This window comes from Pseudomonas tolaasii NCPPB 2192, assembly GCF_002813445.1.
Lineage (GTDB): Bacteria > Pseudomonadota > Gammaproteobacteria > Pseudomonadales > Pseudomonadaceae > Aquipseudomonas > Aquipseudomonas tolaasii.
Genome location: NZ_PHHD01000001.1, coordinates 1,877,519 through 1,893,791, shown reverse-complemented (window position 1 = coordinate 1,893,791; position 16,273 = coordinate 1,877,519). Strand labels below are relative to the sequence as shown.

At 60.9% G+C, this 16,273-nt stretch carries 16 protein-coding genes; 11 read left to right on the top strand and 5 right to left on the bottom strand.

What is annotated here, in order from left to right; genetic code table 11:
• The first annotated feature begins 262 nt into the window (after positions 1-262).
• The 5 genes from glnA (at position 263) to ntrC (ending at position 5,959) form a co-directional block, all read left to right on the top strand.
• Positions 263-1,669 (top strand): glutamate--ammonia ligase, encoded by a 1,407-nt coding sequence (gene glnA / locus ATI14_RS08855; RefSeq protein WP_016972265.1) that lies wholly within the window; start codon positions 263-265, stop codon positions 1,667-1,669.
• A 217-nt stretch (positions 1,670-1,886) separates the two neighbouring features.
• Entirely contained in the window at positions 1,887-2,423 is a 537-nt protein-coding gene (locus tag ATI14_RS08850; RefSeq protein ID WP_016972264.1) for a chorismate mutase, read from the top strand.
• Positions 2,424-2,555: 132 nt separating this feature from the next.
• Complete coding sequence (locus ATI14_RS08845; protein ID WP_016972263.1) at positions 2,556-3,167, top strand: hypothetical protein; 612 nt, start codon at positions 2,556-2,558, stop codon at positions 3,165-3,167.
• A gap of 273 nt (positions 3,168-3,440) precedes the next feature.
• Positions 3,441-4,526, top strand: a complete 1,086-nt coding sequence (glnL, locus tag ATI14_RS08840) for a nitrogen regulation protein NR(II) (RefSeq protein WP_016972262.1) — start codon at positions 3,441-3,443, stop codon at positions 4,524-4,526.
• A complete protein-coding gene (ntrC, locus tag ATI14_RS08835) occupies positions 4,523-5,959 on the top strand; it encodes a nitrogen regulation protein NR(I) (RefSeq protein WP_080520343.1) in 1,437 nt (478 codons plus the stop codon). The genes glnL and ntrC overlap by 4 nt, the downstream gene beginning before the upstream one ends.
• Before the next feature lie 640 nt (positions 5,960-6,599).
• On the opposite strand, the gene ATI14_RS08825 is transcribed toward ntrC, so the two are convergent.
• Positions 6,600-7,040, bottom strand: a complete 441-nt coding sequence (locus ATI14_RS08825; RefSeq protein WP_016972260.1) for a hypothetical protein — start codon at positions 7,038-7,040, stop codon at positions 6,600-6,602.
• Between ATI14_RS08825 and ATI14_RS08820 the strand changes: the two genes are divergently transcribed.
• Complete coding sequence (locus ATI14_RS08820) at positions 7,039-7,494, top strand: tRNA (cytidine(34)-2'-O)-methyltransferase (protein WP_010213874.1); 456 nt, start codon at positions 7,039-7,041, stop codon at positions 7,492-7,494. The two genes, ATI14_RS08825 and ATI14_RS08820, sit on opposite strands and share 2 nt — an antisense overlap.
• Positions 7,495-7,650: 156 nt before the next feature.
• Here the strand turns inward: ATI14_RS08820 and secB are convergent, their stop codons facing one another.
• Genes secB through ATI14_RS08805 form a run of 3 tightly spaced genes read right to left on the bottom strand, consistent with a single transcriptional unit; the run spans position 7,651 to position 8,831 of the window.
• A complete protein-coding gene (secB, locus tag ATI14_RS08815) occupies positions 7,651-8,130 on the bottom strand; it encodes a protein-export chaperone SecB (protein WP_003171119.1) in 480 nt (159 codons plus the stop codon).
• A gap of 34 nt (positions 8,131-8,164) precedes the next feature.
• On the bottom strand, positions 8,165-8,416 hold the full coding sequence (gene grxC, locus ATI14_RS08810; protein ID WP_016972259.1) for a glutaredoxin 3: 252 nt from the start codon (positions 8,414-8,416) through the stop codon (positions 8,165-8,167).
• A 1-nt stretch (position 8,417) separates the two neighbouring features.
• Positions 8,418-8,831 carry a rhodanese-like domain-containing protein gene (locus tag ATI14_RS08805; protein WP_016972258.1) on the bottom strand — a complete coding sequence of 138 codons (414 nt, stop codon included), beginning with the start codon at positions 8,829-8,831 and terminating at the stop codon, positions 8,418-8,420.
• A 151-nt stretch (positions 8,832-8,982) separates the two neighbouring features.
• Here ATI14_RS08805 and gpmI point away from each other — a divergent pair, with 151 nt between their 5' ends.
• The 5 genes from gpmI to ATI14_RS08780 all read left to right on the top strand — a co-directional run bounded on the left by gpmI (position 8,983) and on the right by ATI14_RS08780 (position 15,516).
• The gene (gene gpmI, locus ATI14_RS08800; RefSeq protein ID WP_016972257.1) at positions 8,983-10,509 is read left to right on the top strand and encodes a 2,3-bisphosphoglycerate-independent phosphoglycerate mutase; all 1,527 of its coding nucleotides are present in this window, start codon (positions 8,983-8,985) and stop codon (positions 10,507-10,509) included.
• 224 nt (positions 10,510-10,733) lie between these two features.
• Complete coding sequence (locus ATI14_RS08795; protein ID WP_016972256.1) at positions 10,734-12,029, top strand: murein hydrolase activator EnvC family protein; 1,296 nt, start codon at positions 10,734-10,736, stop codon at positions 12,027-12,029.
• Between the two features lie 30 nt (positions 12,030-12,059).
• Positions 12,060-13,376, top strand: a complete 1,317-nt coding sequence (locus ATI14_RS08790) for a S41 family peptidase (RefSeq protein ID WP_080520345.1) — start codon at positions 12,060-12,062, stop codon at positions 13,374-13,376.
• A 1-nt stretch (position 13,377) separates the two neighbouring features.
• Positions 13,378-14,163: a divergent polysaccharide deacetylase family protein gene (locus tag ATI14_RS08785; protein WP_016972254.1), complete on the top strand. Its 786-nt coding sequence runs from the start codon at positions 13,378-13,380 to the stop codon at positions 14,161-14,163.
• A 63-nt stretch (positions 14,164-14,226) separates the two neighbouring features.
• On the top strand, positions 14,227-15,516 hold the full coding sequence (locus ATI14_RS08780; RefSeq protein WP_016972253.1) for a Vps62-related protein: 1,290 nt from the start codon (positions 14,227-14,229) through the stop codon (positions 15,514-15,516).
• Here the strand turns inward: ATI14_RS08780 and ATI14_RS08775 are convergent.
• Complete coding sequence (locus ATI14_RS08775; RefSeq protein ID WP_016972252.1) at positions 15,469-16,224, bottom strand: substrate-binding periplasmic protein; 756 nt, start codon at positions 16,222-16,224, stop codon at positions 15,469-15,471. The genes ATI14_RS08780 and ATI14_RS08775 overlap by 48 nt on opposite strands.
• Positions 16,225-16,273: the final 49 nt, after the last annotated feature.

The window sequence follows — 16,273 nt, the reverse complement described above, 5'->3', positions numbered from 1 at the left end:
AGTTAATATGCACCAAGCTTTCGACGCACCAAAACGGGTCATTTGCGCAAATAAACGCTACATTGCAGTGCGCTTTTTATTCCGCTTCAGCGGATTGCACCTTTATAGGGGCCATTTTGAGGCAAAAAGGCCATGTTGGCGCACTGGCATGCAATTTGCTCTCTTGTGAGGCAGGTTGCCTTGGTCGAGTATTCGCGCCGGCATCACCCACATTCTAAGGGCTAACTCCACTACCCCAGCCCGAAGCCACCCGGAGGACACCATGTCGAAGTCGGTTCAACTCATCAAAGATCATGACGTTAAATGGATTGATCTGCGCTTCACGGACACTAAAGGTACTCAGCACCACGTGACCATGCCGGCTCGCGACGCGCTGGAAGACGACTTCTTCGAAGTCGGCAAGATGTTCGACGGTTCCTCCATCTCTGGCTGGAAAGGCATCGAAGCCTCCGACATGATCCTGCTGCCGGACGACGACTCTGCCGTTCTGGACCCGTTCACCGAAGAGCCGACCCTGATTCTGGTCTGCGACATCATCGAACCTTCGACCATGCAAGGCTACGATCGCGACCCGCGCGCCATCGCCCACCGTGCCGAGGAATACCTGAAGACCACCGGTATCGGTGACACCGTTTTCTGCGGTCCTGAGCCTGAGTTCTTCATCTTCGACGAAGTGAAGTTCAAGTCCGACATCTCCGGCTCGATGTTCAAGATCTTCTCCGAGCAAGGCTCATGGATGTCCGACCAAGACATCGAAGGCGGCAACAAAGGCCACCGTCCAGGCGTCAAAGGCGGCTACTTCCCAGTACCTCCGTTCGACCACGACCACGAAATCCGTACCTCCATGTGCAACGCGCTGGAAGAAATGGGCCAGGTCGTTGAAGTTCACCACCACGAAGTGGCAACTGCTGGCCAGAACGAAATCGGCGTCAAGTTCAACACCCTGGTGAAGAAAGCTGACGAAGTTCAAACCCTGAAATACGTTGTCCACAACGTTGCTGACGCCTACGGCCGCACCGCGACCTTCATGCCGAAGCCACTGTACGGCGATAACGGTTCGGGTATGCACGTTCACATGTCCATCGCCAAAGATGGCAAGAACACCTTCGCCGGCGAAGGTTATGCCGGCCTGTCGGAAACTGCCCTGTTCTTCATCGGCGGTATCATCAAGCACGGTAAGGCCCTGAACGGCTTCACCAACCCGGCAACCAACTCCTACAAGCGTCTGGTACCAGGCTTCGAAGCACCGGTCATGCTGGCCTACTCGGCTCGTAACCGTTCCGCTTCGATCCGCATTCCTTACGTCAACAGCCCACGCGGCCGTCGTATCGAAGCACGTTTCCCGGACCCGGCTGCCAACCCATACCTGGCTTTCGCAGCACTGCTGATGGCGGGTCTGGACGGTATTCAGAACAAGATCCACCCTGGCGACGCCGCCGACAAAAACTTGTACGACCTGCCGCCTGAAGAGGCCAAAGAGATCCCACAAGTGTGCGGCAGCCTGAAAGAAGCCCTGGAAGAGCTGGACAAGGGCCGTGCGTTCCTGACCAAAGGCGGCGTATTCAGCGACGACTTCATCGATGCCTACATCGAGCTGAAAAGCGAAGAAGAAATCAAGGTTCGCACCTTCGTACACCCACTGGAATACGAGCTGTACTACAGCTGCTGATCCGGTAGCGCTGCTTAACGTAGCGTGATGAAAAAGACCGCCTTCGGGCGGTCTTTTTTTGCCCGAAATTTAGGCTGGCCGGGGCCTGATACGAATGAAAATTGTGGGAGCCGGCTTGCCTGCGATAGCTTACTGCCCGCCACCTGTTGTATGACTGACACGCCGCCATCGCGGGCAAGTCGAATCGTCGCACCGCCGCCCCCACAGGAGATCAGCCTTGAAGTACCAACTTGTGTTCGCTCTGTTATTTTTTAGTGCCACAGCAAACGCCGCACCCGCCACCCTCGAACCCCTGCTCAATAGCATTGCCGAACGCCTGACCATCGCCGATCAAGTGGCCCTGAGCAAATGGGACAGTCACAAGGCCGTGGAAGACCGCCCGCGCGAGCAAGCTGTGCTCGCCAGCGTAAAAACGCAGGCGCCAACTTACAAACTGGCCCCCGAAGCCGCCGAGCAGTTTTTCGCGGCGCAGATCGAGGCCAATAAACTGGTGCAATACACTCGCCTTTCCGATTGGCACTTCAAGGGCAAGGCACCCGACACTCCGCGCCCGGACCTGGTCGGGAAAATCCGCCCGGTACTCGACCAACTGCAAAAGAACCTGCTGCAGCAACTGGCTGATTTCAGCCCCGAACGCACCAACCCGCAGTGCCCGCAATGGCTTGCACAAGCCGTGCACCAACCGCTTTACGACCCGCTGCAACAAATTGCCATGACCCGCGCCACTGCCGAGCTCTGCATTTACCAACCGTGAAGTGAGCAGGGCCTGCGTCATTCAAGGCCCTTTCTCTCGTCACAACTGGAAACACGGATTTATCTGATTCCTCTTCGATCATCACTTCCCTACGATGCGGCCCCCAATCGCCAACCGTCGACGGATTTTGTGATGAGTCTGAGCCACAAAGCCTTATGTTCGCTGTTGCTGGTGTTCAGCCCGCCAAGCGCAACGCAACCCGTCAGCCCGCCTGAGCCCGACGCATGGACCGTGGAAGCGCCCTACCCCGGCAGCACCATCATCAATGCCCGCATTATCGGCACCGCTGCCCATGCAGAAAAAACCAGCATCGCGATTTTGCACGTGGCCTGCTACAGCTCGCCGGCGCGACCCGTGATCGCGCTACTGACCCACACCGACGAGCTGCACTTCAAGCCAGATATTTACGAGGGCCCGGACGCCCGCTCCACCGGCCCGCTGAGCCTCACGACCGGCGCATTGCCGACACGTACCTATCGCGTCAACGGTTACTACAGCGCAGAGCCGAGCCAGCAACACGGCGTGCTGTTCAAACTCACCATGCCCGCCAACCGCCAGGAGCTGCGCGAATGGATCACCGGTGACCTGCGCGGCCAACCCATCCGCATGACATTACCTTCCGCCATCCCCGGCGACGCCCCGCTGACCGCCGAGTTTGTCCTGCCCCAGGACAACGAGGACCTTCACGACGTCGTCAAGCCCTGCCTGAACAACCGCAAGAACACCCCGAAAAAACCATCCTGAAGCCAAACACACCTCCAGCGCACCGCGCTCTCCATTCCTGAACGAACTTTGCAAATCTGCACTATATTGGTGCGATACGTTGCACCCTTCTCACCTGACCTACCCATTTTGGTTCGAAACTTCCCGAACAAGCTGGCATAACGCCACAGTTTCGCGCCGCAAACGCCCATTTCAGGGGTTTCGCGCTTCTTTTCGGAGCCTTGGTTTGGTTTTTGCATTTTCCTCGTATCAGCGTGTGCCCGAAGCCCGCGCCTTGCTCCAAAAGAGGTCCCGATGACCATCAGCGATGCACTGCACCGTTTGTTACTCGACAACCTGACCACCGCGACCATTCTGCTCAACGACGACCTGCGTCTTGAGTACATGAACCCGGCGGCAGAGATGCTCCTGGCCATCAGTGGCCAGCGCAGCCATGGGCAGTTCATCAGCGAATTGTTCACCGAGTCGGCCGAGGCCTTGAGCTCGTTGCGCCAGGCCGTCGAGCAGGCTCACCCGTTCACCAAGCGCGAGGCGATGCTCACTGCCCTCACCGGCCAGACGCTGACGGTCGATTACGCCGTGACCCCAATCCTGAACAATGGCGCCACCCTGCTGCTGCTCGAAGTGCACCCGCGCGACCGCCTGCTGCGCATCACCAAGGAAGAAGCGCAGTTGTCCAAGCAGGAAACCAGCAAAATGCTGGTGCGCGGCCTGGCCCATGAGATCAAAAACCCCTTGGGCGGGATTCGCGGCGCCGCACAGCTGCTGGCCCGCGAGCTGCCGGACGAAAACCTCAAGGACTACACCAACGTCATCATCGAGGAAGCCGACCGCCTGCGTAACCTGGTGGACCGCATGCTCGGCTCCAACAAGCTGCCGTCGCTGGCGATGACCAACGTGCACGAAGTGCTGGAGCGCGTCTGCCAACTGGTGGAAGCCGAAAGCCAGGGCTGCATCACCCTGGTGCGCGATTATGACCCGAGCATTCCCGACGTATTGATCGACCGCGAGCAGATGATTCAGGCGGTGCTCAATATCGTGCGCAACGCCATGCAGGCCATCAGCAGCCAGAACGAACTGCGCCTGGGCCGCATCAGCCTGCGTACCCGTGCCCTGCGCCAGTTCACCATCGGCCATGTGCGCCATCGCCTGGTGACCAAGGTCGAGATCATCGACAACGGCCCGGGCATCCCTGCGGAACTGCAGGAAACCATCTTCTTTCCCATGGTCAGCGGCCGCCCGGACGGTACCGGGCTGGGCCTGGCCATTACCCAGAACATCATCAGCCAGCACCAGGGTCTGATCGAGTGTGAAAGCCATCCCGGCCACACCACGTTCTCGATCTTTCTGCCACTGGAACAAGGAGCCCCATCGACATGAGCCGTAGTGAAACTGTCTGGATCGTCGATGACGACCGTTCTATCCGCTGGGTCCTCGAGAAAGCCTTGCAACAGGAAGGCATGACCACCCAGAGCTTCGATAGCGCCGACGGGGTGATGAGCCGCCTGGCTCGCCAGCAGCCGGACGTGATCATCTCCGACATCCGCATGCCCGGCGCCAGTGGCCTGGACTTGCTGGCACGCATCCGCGAGCAGCACCCGCGCCTGCCGGTGATCATCATGACCGCGCACTCGGACCTGGACAGCGCTGTCGCGTCCTATCAGGGCGGCGCCTTTGAATACCTGCCCAAGCCGTTCGACGTGGACGAGGCGGTGGCGCTGGTCAAGCGCGCCAACCAGCACGCCCAGGAACAACAAAGCCAGGAAGCCCCGCCGGCCCTGACCCGCACCCCGGAAATCATCGGCGAAGCGCCGGCGATGCAGGAAGTGTTTCGCGCCATCGGGCGCTTGAGCCACTCCAACATTACCGTGCTGATCAATGGCGAATCGGGTACCGGTAAAGAGCTGGTGGCCCACGCGCTGCACCGCCACAGCCCGCGGGCGGCCTCGCCGTTTATCGCGCTGAACATGGCGGCGATCCCCAAGGATTTGATGGAGTCCGAGCTGTTCGGCCATGAAAAAGGTGCGTTCACCGGCGCAGCCAACTTGCGCCGCGGCCGCTTTGAACAGGCGGATGGCGGCACGCTGTTTCTGGATGAAATCGGCGACATGCCGGCCGACACCCAGACGCGCTTGCTGCGGGTACTGGCCGATGGCGAGTTCTACCGCGTTGGCGGGCACACGCCGGTCAAGGTCGACGTGCGCATCATCGCCGCAACCCACCAAAACCTCGAAACCCTGGTGCATGCGGGCAAATTCCGTGAGGATTTGTTTCACCGCCTCAACGTGATCCGCATCCACATTCCCCGCCTGTCGGACCGCCGCGAAGATATTCCGACGCTCGCCCGTCACTTCCTCAGCCGCGCCGCGCAGGAACTGGCGGTAGAACCGAAGCTGCTCAAAAGCGAGACCGAGGAATACCTGAAAAACCTGCCGTGGCCGGGCAACGTGCGTCAGCTGGAAAACACCTGCCGCTGGATCACGGTGATGGCGTCCGGGCGCGAAGTGCACATCAGCGACCTGCCGCCGGAGCTGTTGAGCCTGCCGCAGGACTCGGCACCCGTGACGAACTGGGAACAGGCCTTGCGCCAATGGGCCGACCAGGCCCTGGCACGCGGGCAGTCGAACCTGTTGGACAGTGCCGTACCGGCGTTTGAGCGGATCATGATCGAAACCGCCCTGAAACACACCACCGGCCGCCGCCGCGACGCCGCCGTACTGCTGGGCTGGGGCCGCAATACCTTGACGCGAAAGATCAAGGAATTGGGGATGAAGGTGGATGGAGGGGATGACGACGAAGGTGATGAGGGCTAACCCCTCTTCCTGCTGCTGATCGTTCCCACGCTCCGCGTGGGAATGCCTCCCCGGACGCTCCGCGTCCAAGCCTCACCGCAACGTTAGATCTGTGCAATGGTGACGCGGAGCGTCACACAATGCATTCCCACGCGGAGCGTGGGAACGATCAACTTCCAGGACTGTGCACCGCTTCAATGCACCATGAACCGGCATCGGGCATGGATCCAACACCTGAAATCTCGGCTTTATTGATAAAAACCTGAAACCCGAACACACCAAAGCCCCGTATTCCGGGGCTTTGCGCTTTCTGGCGTAATTTTTTGGCACAAATTGCAAATTCTGGCACGCGCCCTGCAATAACCCTTGTACAACCCAGTTTCGGGGACCTTGGTACAGGCAGGCCGAGAATCCCCTCTTTACACCCGGGGTGCTTGATGCGAACCGCGTCGCGCTCCACACCGCTTTGGGGAACCCCGGTACAGGCAGGCCGGGGATTCCCTCTTTAACACCGAAGCCTCTGGCTTCACCCCGTTTTGGGAGCCCTGGTACAGGCAGGCCGGGAACTCCCTTCTTTACACCCGGGGCTTATGCGGCACAGCGCCCATAGCCCCAGCCCGTTTCGGGAACCTTGGTACAGGCAGGCCGGGGATTCCCTCTTTTATTGTTCCCGGAGATGGATCTCCAGCCGCCAGCGGCCATCAACCTTCTGTCCCCTCCACTCCCCGCGCAACGACCGAGCCGCCACCAGGTTCAGCAGCAAGCCGCCATCGGTCTTGCGGATGCGCCAGTTCACATCCTTGTCATTGACCTTGAGTTGCCCGCTGGCGGCCTTGCCCTGTGCGTCAAACAGCAGAGCGACGGTGCCGTCGATGTGCTCGCCGTGCAGCTTGGGTTCGCTGTTGAACCACACCACCACACCATCGGCGGCGGTCTCGACCTGCTGCAGCTCGACGGGGTCCGGCGTGGTCAGGCGGCCGATCATCAAGCCGATCATCAGCCCGACAATGGCCAAAGAGCCCATCACCCGTGGCAATAGCTTCGGTCTTGGGTCGTCTTCGGGGGTAGAATGCAGCGCATCTTTGCCTTCGGAGCCGTGCATGTTTCACGTCATCCTTTTTCAACCAGAAATTCCGCCGAATACCGGCAACGTTATCAGGCTGTGCGCCAACAGTGGCTGCCACCTGCATTTGATCGAGCCTCTGGGCTTCGACATGGACGACAAGCGCCTGCGCCGTGCCGGACTGGACTACCACGAGTACGCCACGCTCAAGCGCCATGCCGACCTCGCCAGTTGCCTGGAAAGCCTGGGCCACCCCAGGTTGTTCGCGTTCACCACCAAGGGCTCGCAGCCGTTTCATGATGTCAGCTTCGCCGAAGGTGATGCCTTCCTGTTCGGCCCGGAAAGCCGTGGCCTGCCGGCTGAAGTGCTCGACGCCCTGCCCGACGGCCATCGCCTGCGTTTGCCGATGCGCGAGGGTTGCCGCAGCTTGAACCTGTCCAACACCGTGGCGGTTGCCGTCTACGAGGGCTGGCGCCAACTCGGTTTCAAATAACACACAAACAAAATGTGGGAGAAGGCTTGTGTGGGAGCTGGCTTGCCTGCGATCGCATCCCCTCGGTATCACTGATACACCGAGGCGTCTGCATCGCGGGCAAGCCCGGCTCCCACACAAGCCCCCTCCCACATGGGGTCCTGCGTCGGGTTCGGCTTATTGAACCGTCGACGAACCTTCCTGTTGCATGCGCTGCAGCTCTTGGGCGTACAGGGCATCGAAGTTCACCGGCGCCAGCATCAGTGCAGGGAACGAACCGCGGGTGACCAGGCTGTCCAGGGTCTCACGGGCATACGGGAACAGGATGTTCGGGCAGAACGCGCCCAGGGTGTGGCTCATGGACGCTTCGTCCAGGCCCTGGATCAGGAAGATACCGGCCTGTTGCACTTCAGCGATGAAGGCCACTTCTTCGCCGTTCTTGACGGTTACCGACAGGGTCAGCACCACTTCGTGGAAGTCGCCTTCCAGGGCTTTTTGACGGGTGTTCAGGTCCAGCGCAACGCTTGGGGTCCATTCCTGGCGGAAGATAGCCGGGCTTTTCGGCGCTTCGAACGACAGGTCACGCACGTAGATGCGCTGCAGCGAAAACTGTGGGCCTTGGTCTTGCGCAGCTTCGGTGTTCTGTTGGTCAGTCATCGCAGATCCTTGTGATCTTGTGGTCTTTTAGGGGTTAGGCGAGCAGCGCATCAAGCTTGCCGGCGCGCTCCAGGGCAAACAGGTCGTCGCAACCACCGATATGCTTTTCGCCGATCCAGATCTGCGGCACGGACGTGCGCCCCGCTTTCTGGGCCATTTCGGCGCGCACCTGGGGTTTGCCGTCGACCTTGATCTCTTCGAAGGCAACGCCCTTCTTCTCAAGCAAGGCCTTGGCCCGCATGCAGTAAGGGCACCAATCGCTGGAATACACGACAACCTGGCTCATATCACTTCACCAGCGGCAGGTTATCGGCCTTCCAGCTGCCGATGCCGCCGGACAGTTTGGCGGCGGTGAAACCGGCCTTGAGCATTTCGCGGGCGTGGGTGCCGGCGTGCTGGCCTTGGGCGTCGACCAGAATGATGGTCTTGGCCTTGTGTTTCTCAAGCTCGGCCAGGCGTGCGATCAGCTTGTCCTGGGGAATGTTCAGGGCGCCAACGATGTGGCCGCCGGCGAAATCCTTGGCCGGGCGGATATCCACGACAACGGCCTCATCCTTGTTGACCAGCGCGGTCAGCTCCGACGTGCTCAGGCTGCGGCCACCGCGGCTCATTTCGTGAGCGATCAGCAGCGCCAGCAGGATGACGAAGGCACCCGCGAGCAGGTAGTGGGCAGTGGCAAATGCAATCAGGTGATCAACCATCAAGGAGGTTCCAGGGCGTTAAAATGGCGGTAAGTATACACAGCCGTCAGGGGGGGCCAACCCCCGTAAAGCGGTGACGCGGTTGGAACTTCGCTTTAAACTGCCACTCCCTTTTCAATTGTCTTCCTTTATTAGCGCCGCGAGAGGATCTATGACTACCACGCCTAAACCTTTGGTCCTGATAATTCTCGATGGCTTCGGACACAGTGAAAGCCACCACGACAACGCTGTGTACTCGGCCAACAAGCCAGTACTCGACCGCCTGACCGCTACCGTACCCAACGGTTTGATCTCCGGCTCCGGCATGGACGTCGGCCTGCCGGACGGCCAGATGGGCAACTCGGAAGTCGGCCACATGAACCTCGGCGCCGGACGAGTGGTATATCAAGACTTCACTCGCGTGACCAAAGCGATCCGCGACGGCGAGTTCTTTGAGAACCCGACCATCTGCGCGGCGGTCGATAAAGCCGTGGCCGCAGGCAAGGCTGTGCACTTTATGGGCCTGCTGTCCGACGGCGGCGTCCACAGCCACCAGGACCACCTGGTCGCCATGGCCGAACTGGCTTTCAAGCGCGGCGCCGACAAAATCTACCTGCACGCCTTTCTCGACGGCCGCGACACCCCACCGAAAAGCGCGCAATCGTCCATCGAACTGCTGGACGCCACCTTTGCAGCGCTGGGCAAAGGTCGTATCGCCAGCCTGGTCGGCCGTTACTTCGCCATGGACCGTGATAACCGCTGGGACCGTGTGGCCCAGGCTTACAACCTGATCGTCAACGGCGACGCCGAATTCAACGCCGCCACCGCCCAGCAAGGCCTGGAAGCCGCCTACGCCCGTGGCGAAAGCGACGAATTCGTCAAAGCCACCACCATCGGTGAGCCGGTGAAGGTCGAAGACGGCGACGCCGTGGTGTTCATGAACTTCCGCGCCGACCGTGCCCGCGAGCTGAGCCATGTGTTCGTCGACGCCGGTTTCAAGGACTTCGAGCGCTCGCGCCAGCCGAAAACCGAGTTCGTGATGCTGACCCAATACGCCGCCAACATCCCGGCCCCGTCGGCTTTTGCACCGGGCAGCCTGGAAAACGTGCTGGGCGATTACCTGGCAAAGAACGGCAAAACCCAGCTGCGCATCGCCGAAACCGAGAAATACGCCCACGTGACCTTCTTCTTCTCGGGCGGGCGTGAAGAACCGTTCCCGGGCGAAGAGCGCATCCTGATCCCATCGCCAAAAGTCGCCACTTATGACCTGCAGCCCGAAATGAGCGCGCCGGAAGTGACCGACAAGATCGTCGACGCCATCGACAATCAGCGTTATGACGTGATCGTGGTCAACTACGCCAACGGTGACATGGTCGGCCATAGCGGCAACCTGGAAGCGGCGGTCAAAGCCGTGGAATGCCTGGACACATGCGTTGGCCGCATCGTCGACGCCCTGGAAAAAGTCGGCGGCGAAGCGCTGATCACTGCCGACCACGGCAACTGCGAGCAGATGTCTGACGAAACCACTGGCCAGGCCCACACGGCCCACACCACCGAGCCTGTGCCGTTCATCTACGTTGGCAAGCGCGACCTCAAAGTGCGCGAAGGCGGCGTGCTGGCGGATGTGGCACCGACCATGCTGAAGCTGATGGGGCTGGAGAAGCCTGCGGAGATGACCGGGACTTCAATTCTGGTCTGATTTCTAGCGCACCCCAAAACACTGTGGGAGCGGGCTTGCCCGCGATAGCATTCTGCCAGTCAACTACACAGTTCACTGACACACCGCTATCGCAGGCAAGCCAGCTCCCACATTTGCATGTGGCGTCCGGGAGATATCTTGCCCCCCAGCCCGAATTGGGCGTTTTTTTTGCCGCGCTTGGCGGGCATACTAGGCCGTCCCTTTCCCTGGTGTCGCCCGCCTCTATGCTTCGCGCCTTGATTACCCTCGCTCTTGTCTGCCTGCTCCAACCGGCGTTTGCCGACGAGCGCGCACAAACCCAACAACAGTTGGACGCTACGCGTCAGGACATTACCGAGCTGAAAAAATTGCTCGGCAAGCTCCAGGAAGAGAAATCCGGGGTGCAGAAAGACCTGCGCGGCACGGAAACCGAGATGGGCAAGCTGGAGAAGCAGGTCCAGGAGCTACAAAAAGAATTAAAGAAGAGCGAGTCGGAACTGGAGCGACTCGACGGTGAGAAAAAAAAACTCCAGAGCGCACGCGTTGAACAGCAACGCCTGATCGCGATCCAGGCCCGCGCCGCGTACCAGAGTGGCCGCCAGGAATACCTCAAGCTGCTGCTCAACCAGCAGAACCCGGAAAAATTCGCCCGAACCCTCACTTACTACGATTACCTGAGCAAGGCGCGCCTGGCGCAATTGAAGGGTTTTAACGAAACCCTGCGCCAACTGGCCAATGTGGAGCAGGAAATCACTGACCAGCAGTCCCAGTTAAACGATCAAAAAAGCGCACTCGACGCCCAGCGCGACCAGCTCGACAAGGTGCGCAAGGAACGCCAGGTGGCTCTGGCCAAGCTCAATGACGACGTAAAAGCCCGCGACGCCAAGCTCCAGGCCCGCGAGCAGGACCAGGCCGATCTGGCCAAAGTGCTCAAAACCATTGAAGAAACCCTGGCTCGCCAGGCACGCGAGGCCGAAGAAGCGCGCCAGAAAGCGCTGATCGCCCAGCAGGAAGCCGAAAAAAAGCGCCAGCGTGAGGCCGAATTGGCGGCCACCACCGACGCTCCCGCGCCGCGCAAACCCGCGCACGCAGCGCCTGGCCCGCTGGTGTCCAGCAGCGGCGAGTCGTTTGGCGGGCCTTTTGCTTCGGCCCGTGGAAAACTTCCATGGCCAGTTGATGGTCGATTGCTGGCACGCTTTGGTGAAACCCGGGGCGATGACACCCGCGCCAAGTGGGACGGGGTGATGATCAGCGCCGCTGCCGGCAGCCAGGTCCACGCCGTGCACGGCGGGCGCGTGGTGTTTGCCGATTGGCTGCGCGGCGCCGGTTTATTGGTAATTCTTGACCACGGTAATGGCTATTTGAGCCTTTATGGCCACAATCAAACGTTACTCAAGTCGGCAGGTGATGTTGTAAAAGCCGGTGAATCCATCTCCACTGTGGGTAATAGTGGTGGCCAGGACACCCCGGCGCTGTACTTCGCTATTCGTCAGCAGGGTCGCCCGAGCGATCCCGCACAATGGTGCCGTTCCCAAGGATAGGGCCGCATCTACATTAGGAGTTCGTTCGACATGCTGCATTTGTCCCGCCTCACTTCGCTGGCCCTGACGATCGCCCTGGTGATCGGCGCGCCTCTGGCTTTCGCCGACCAGGCCGCACCGGCTGCACCTGCCGCCACGGCTGCGACCACCAAGGCGCCGCTGCCGCTGGACGAGCTGCGCACCTTTGCCGAGGTGATGGACCGGATCAAGGCAGCCTATGTCGACCCTGTAGACGACAAGACCCTGCTGGAAAATTCCATCAAGGGCATGCTCAGCAACCTTGACCCGCACTCCGCCTACCTGGGCCCGGAAGACTTCGCCGAGCTGCAGGAAAGCACCAGCGGCGAGTTCGGTGGCCTGGGTATTGAAGTGGGCTCCGAGGACGGCAACATCAAAGTCGTTTCGCCGATCGATGACACCCCGGCGTCCAAGGCCGGCATTCAGGCCGGTGACTTCATCGTCAAGATCAACGGCCAGCCAACCCGCGGCCAGACCATGACCGAAGCCGTGGACAAGATGCGCGGCAAGCTCGGCCAGAAAATCACCCTGACCCTGGTGCGCGACGGCGGCAACCCTTTCGACGTGACCCTGGCCCGCGCGACCATCACAGTCAAGAGCGTGAAGAGCCAGTTGCTGGAGTCGGGCTACGGCTATATCCGCATCACCCAGTTCCAGGTCAAGACCGGCGACGAAGTGGCCAAGGCCCTGGCCAAGCTGCGTAAAGACAACGGCAAGAAACTCAACGGCATTGTGCTCGACCTGCGCAACAACCCGGGCGGCGTGCTGCAGGCAGCGGTGGAAGTGGTCGACCACTTCATCACCAAAGGCCTGATCGTCTACACCAAAGGCCGGATCGCCAACTCCGAGCTGCGCTTCTCGGCCACCGGCAATGACCTCAGCGAAGGCGTGCCACTGGCCGTGCTGATCAACGGCGGCAGTGCCTCGGCCTCGGAAATCGTCGCCGGCGCCCTCCAGGACCAGAAACGCGGCGTGCTGATGGGCACCACCAGTTTCGGCAAAGGCTCGGTACAAACCGTGCTGCCGCTGAACAACGACCGCGCGCTGAAGATCACCACGGCGCTGTACTACACGCCGAACGGCCGTTCGATCCAGGCCCAGGGCATCGTCCCGGACATCGAAGTGCGCAAGGCCAAGATCACCAACGAGGTCGACAGCGAGTTCTACAAAGAGGCCGACCTGCAAGGTCACCTGGGCAATGGCAACGGCGGCGCCGACCAGCCAACCGGCAGCGGCACCAAAGCCAAGCCGATGCCCCAGGACGATGACTACCAACTGGCCCAGGCGCTGAGCCTGCTCAAGGGCCTGAGCATCACGCGCAGCCGTTGATATGCGCTTTGCCCTGATCATCGCCGTGCTGTGCAGCCTGGCCGGAGTCGCCCACGCGACCCCGGCCAGCGAGCCGTCCAAAGCCTACCTGACCCTCATCATCGACGACCTGGGGCAAAACCTGCCCCGGGACCGTCGCGTGCTTGCCCTGCCCGGGCCTGTAACCACGGCGATCATGCCCGACACGCCCCACGCCGCCGAATTCGCCCGCGAGGCGCACAAGGCCGGCAAGATCGTGATCCTGCACATGCCCATGGACCCGGCCACCGGCCCCTTTGCCTGGCACCCGGAACTGCCGATCGAAGAACTCGGCAAACGCCTGGACGCCGCCTTCAAGGCCGTGCCCTACACCGCCGGCATCAACAACCACATGGGCAGCCGCATGACCGCGCAACCCGAGGCCATGGCCTGGCTGATGGCCGAGTTGCAGCGGCGCAACAAGTTCTTCGTCGACAGCCGCACCAGCGCGCAAACCGTGGCGGCCGCCGAAGCCCAGAAGATTGGGCTGGCCCATGTATCACGGGATGTGTTCCTCGATGACGAGCGCACCGAGGCGGCCATCACCACGCAGTTGCAGACGGCAATCAAGCTGGCCCACAAGCAGGGCTCGGCGGTAATGATCGGCCACCCCTACCCACAAACCCTGGCGGTGCTTGAGCGCGAACTGCCCAAGCTCAAGGCCCAGGGTGTCGACTGGATTGATATCAAGCTGATGATCAGCGTGCGCAGCAATCAAGCCATGGCCGCGCACGGCAAAAACGGCACCTATCAACCAGCGCGTAGATAGTTACCGCTCAGGCCGGCACGCACTGCTCGATAGTTGGGGCTCCAACCAACTGGAGAGCTCTCCATGAAGCCCCTGCAATACAACGATCTGCTCATCAGCTTCACCAGCGAATTTCTGCCTCTGTGGAACGACAAGGGTTCGGGTGCACACCAAGCCGTCGGCCTGTGGCGCCCCACCACAGCCTCCGATGCGCTGGGTTCGTTTTTTTCTTTGGGCGACGTCGCGGTGGATCACTACCGCAATATCAATCAAGGCAAAGTCGTCGCAGTGGTCAGCGACACCAACAAAACCGATGGCACGGCCTTGCGCCCGCCGATCGACTATCAACTGGTGTGGCACGACGAAGGCAGCGGCGCGCGAAACAACGCGTCCATCTGGCGCCCACTGCCGCCCGAAGGTTATGTGGCAATGGGGCTGGTCTACGGCTTGGATTACGACAAGCCGTCACGCCATGCCGTGCGCTGCGTCAGGGAAGATCTGGTGATGATGGCCCAGGTGGGGGACCTGATCTGGAATGACAGGGGCAGCGGCGCAACCAACGACTTGAGCGTTTGGTCGATTTCCCCGTCCGATGCGTCCGCCGGCGAACTCTGCCTGGCGCCCGGCACCTTCATTGGCACTGACAGCTACACCAAAACGGGTCTTGCCGCCTATTCGCTGCGCCTCGCGCTGACCGCACAGTTCAGCGACGTGCCGCCGCCGCCCGCCCTCACCGGGCACGCCAGCCCGATGCAAGAGGAAACCATCACCACGCCACACGTGTGCGAGCTGCCATGGTTCTGTGTAAAAGACCCGGAGCTGACCGCAGTCGAACAGTTCGAGTCGTCGCCGGTTTATCGGCTGGAACGCGCCGACCGCCACCTGTTCGCGGGCTTCGGGCACAACACCGAAGCGACCAGTCAGCCGTTCATGTGGACGGCCACCAAAGGCGAAACGGGTGGCAACGCCAGGGCGCTGGCAGCCAACACCAGCATCGACCTGGGCAAGGTATGGCCGATGAGCGAGCACGTCTTCGAGCTGAATTTCTCGGCTCAATTGGACCCGAACTTCACCCACACACAACGCTCGGCGAAAGGCTGGGGCCAATCCTCGCCCCTGGAAATCATCACCTACGTGCCGCCGCAGAAAGCCGTCGCGGCGTACCTACTGCACAGTGAGTACCGTCTGCTGCGCCAGGATGGCAGCCAGGTCTGCGCCAGCGTCAACTACACCAACGGTGACCACGTATACATGAGCGAATCCACCGACGCCGAGCCGGTACCCGAGGCAATGCCGCCGGTAGAGCCTCCGCAGATGGAACCCGAGCTAGAGGTAGCGGGCCATGATCTGATCGACAATGCCCTCGTCCCGTAACTGATCGAGTGCCGCCTGCAGCCTGGCGACCACGTCATCCGGCACGTCTTTGTTGAGTGCCAGGTATAACTGGGCACTGTTGAAGCGCAAGACGGTTTTCAGCTGGGTCACCCCGACCTGCCGGGCCAGGTAACGCCCGGCCGGGTCGCCGGTGGCCCACAGGTCTATCTGGCCTTCCACCAGTTTTTGCGCATTGTCCTGGTCGCGCAGGGCAATGATCGGGTTGAGCCCCTGCTTCTCCAGAGTTTCGGCAATGGCGTCGCCTTTGTAGGCGCCGATCTTGTAGCGGCGCGCGTGCTCAAGGTCTTCCAGCTGGATCTTGCTGTCAGCCTTGGCCAGCATCACCCAATCGTCGGGGCCGATGGGGCCGACCCATTTGAACAGGGCTTCGCGGTCCGGCAGGCGCGCCATCACGAATACACCGTAACCGGGTTTTTCCAGGGCGAGTTTGTAGATTCGCTCCCAGGGGAAACGCAGGGTCAAGTTGTAGGAAATGCCGGCGCGCTTGAAGGTTTCGCGCACGATGTCCACGGCGATGCCTTCGATGTTCTCGTCCTTGGCGAAGTTCTTGCCGTTTTTCGCCATGTTGTAGGGCGGAAAGTTTTCCGTCAGCAACACCAGGGCGGTGTCAGACGGTGCTTCGGCACGGGCCGAGCCTGCCAACAGCAGGGAAGTACTGGCGAAGGCGAGCAGCAGGTGTTTGAACATGAAGGGTACCGAAATCCATGGCAAGCGCAGAGAGTGCCGCGCGCCTGCC

Coding starts and splice junctions, on each gene's coding strand:
- secB (WP_003171119.1), bottom strand. CDS start 8,130: ATGACTGACCAACAGAACACCGAAGCTGCGCAAGACCAAGGCCCACAG.
- ATI14_RS08790 (WP_080520345.1), top strand. CDS start 12,060: ATGCTGCATTTGTCCCGCCTCACTTCGCTGGCCCTGACGATCGCCCTG.
- ntrC (WP_080520343.1), top strand. CDS start 4,523: ATGAGCCGTAGTGAAACTGTCTGGATCGTCGATGACGACCGTTCTATC.
- glnL (WP_016972262.1), top strand. CDS start 3,441: ATGACCATCAGCGATGCACTGCACCGTTTGTTACTCGACAACCTGACC.
- grxC (WP_016972259.1), bottom strand. CDS start 8,416: ATGAGCCAGGTTGTCGTGTATTCCAGCGATTGGTGCCCTTACTGCATG.
- ATI14_RS08845 (WP_016972263.1), top strand. CDS start 2,556: ATGAGTCTGAGCCACAAAGCCTTATGTTCGCTGTTGCTGGTGTTCAGC.
- ATI14_RS08795 (WP_016972256.1), top strand. CDS start 10,734: ATGCTTCGCGCCTTGATTACCCTCGCTCTTGTCTGCCTGCTCCAACCG.
- ATI14_RS08780 (WP_016972253.1), top strand. CDS start 14,227: ATGAAGCCCCTGCAATACAACGATCTGCTCATCAGCTTCACCAGCGAA.
- ATI14_RS08785 (WP_016972254.1), top strand. CDS start 13,378: ATGCGCTTTGCCCTGATCATCGCCGTGCTGTGCAGCCTGGCCGGAGTC.
- ATI14_RS08775 (WP_016972252.1), bottom strand. CDS start 16,224: ATGTTCAAACACCTGCTGCTCGCCTTCGCCAGTACTTCCCTGCTGTTG.
- ATI14_RS08805 (WP_016972258.1), bottom strand. CDS start 8,831: ATGGTTGATCACCTGATTGCATTTGCCACTGCCCACTACCTGCTCGCG.
- gpmI (WP_016972257.1), top strand. CDS start 8,983: ATGACTACCACGCCTAAACCTTTGGTCCTGATAATTCTCGATGGCTTC.
- ATI14_RS08825 (WP_016972260.1), bottom strand. CDS start 7,040: ATGCACGGCTCCGAAGGCAAAGATGCGCTGCATTCTACCCCCGAAGAC.
- glnA (WP_016972265.1), top strand. CDS start 263: ATGTCGAAGTCGGTTCAACTCATCAAAGATCATGACGTTAAATGGATT.
- ATI14_RS08820 (WP_010213874.1), top strand. CDS start 7,039: ATGTTTCACGTCATCCTTTTTCAACCAGAAATTCCGCCGAATACCGGC.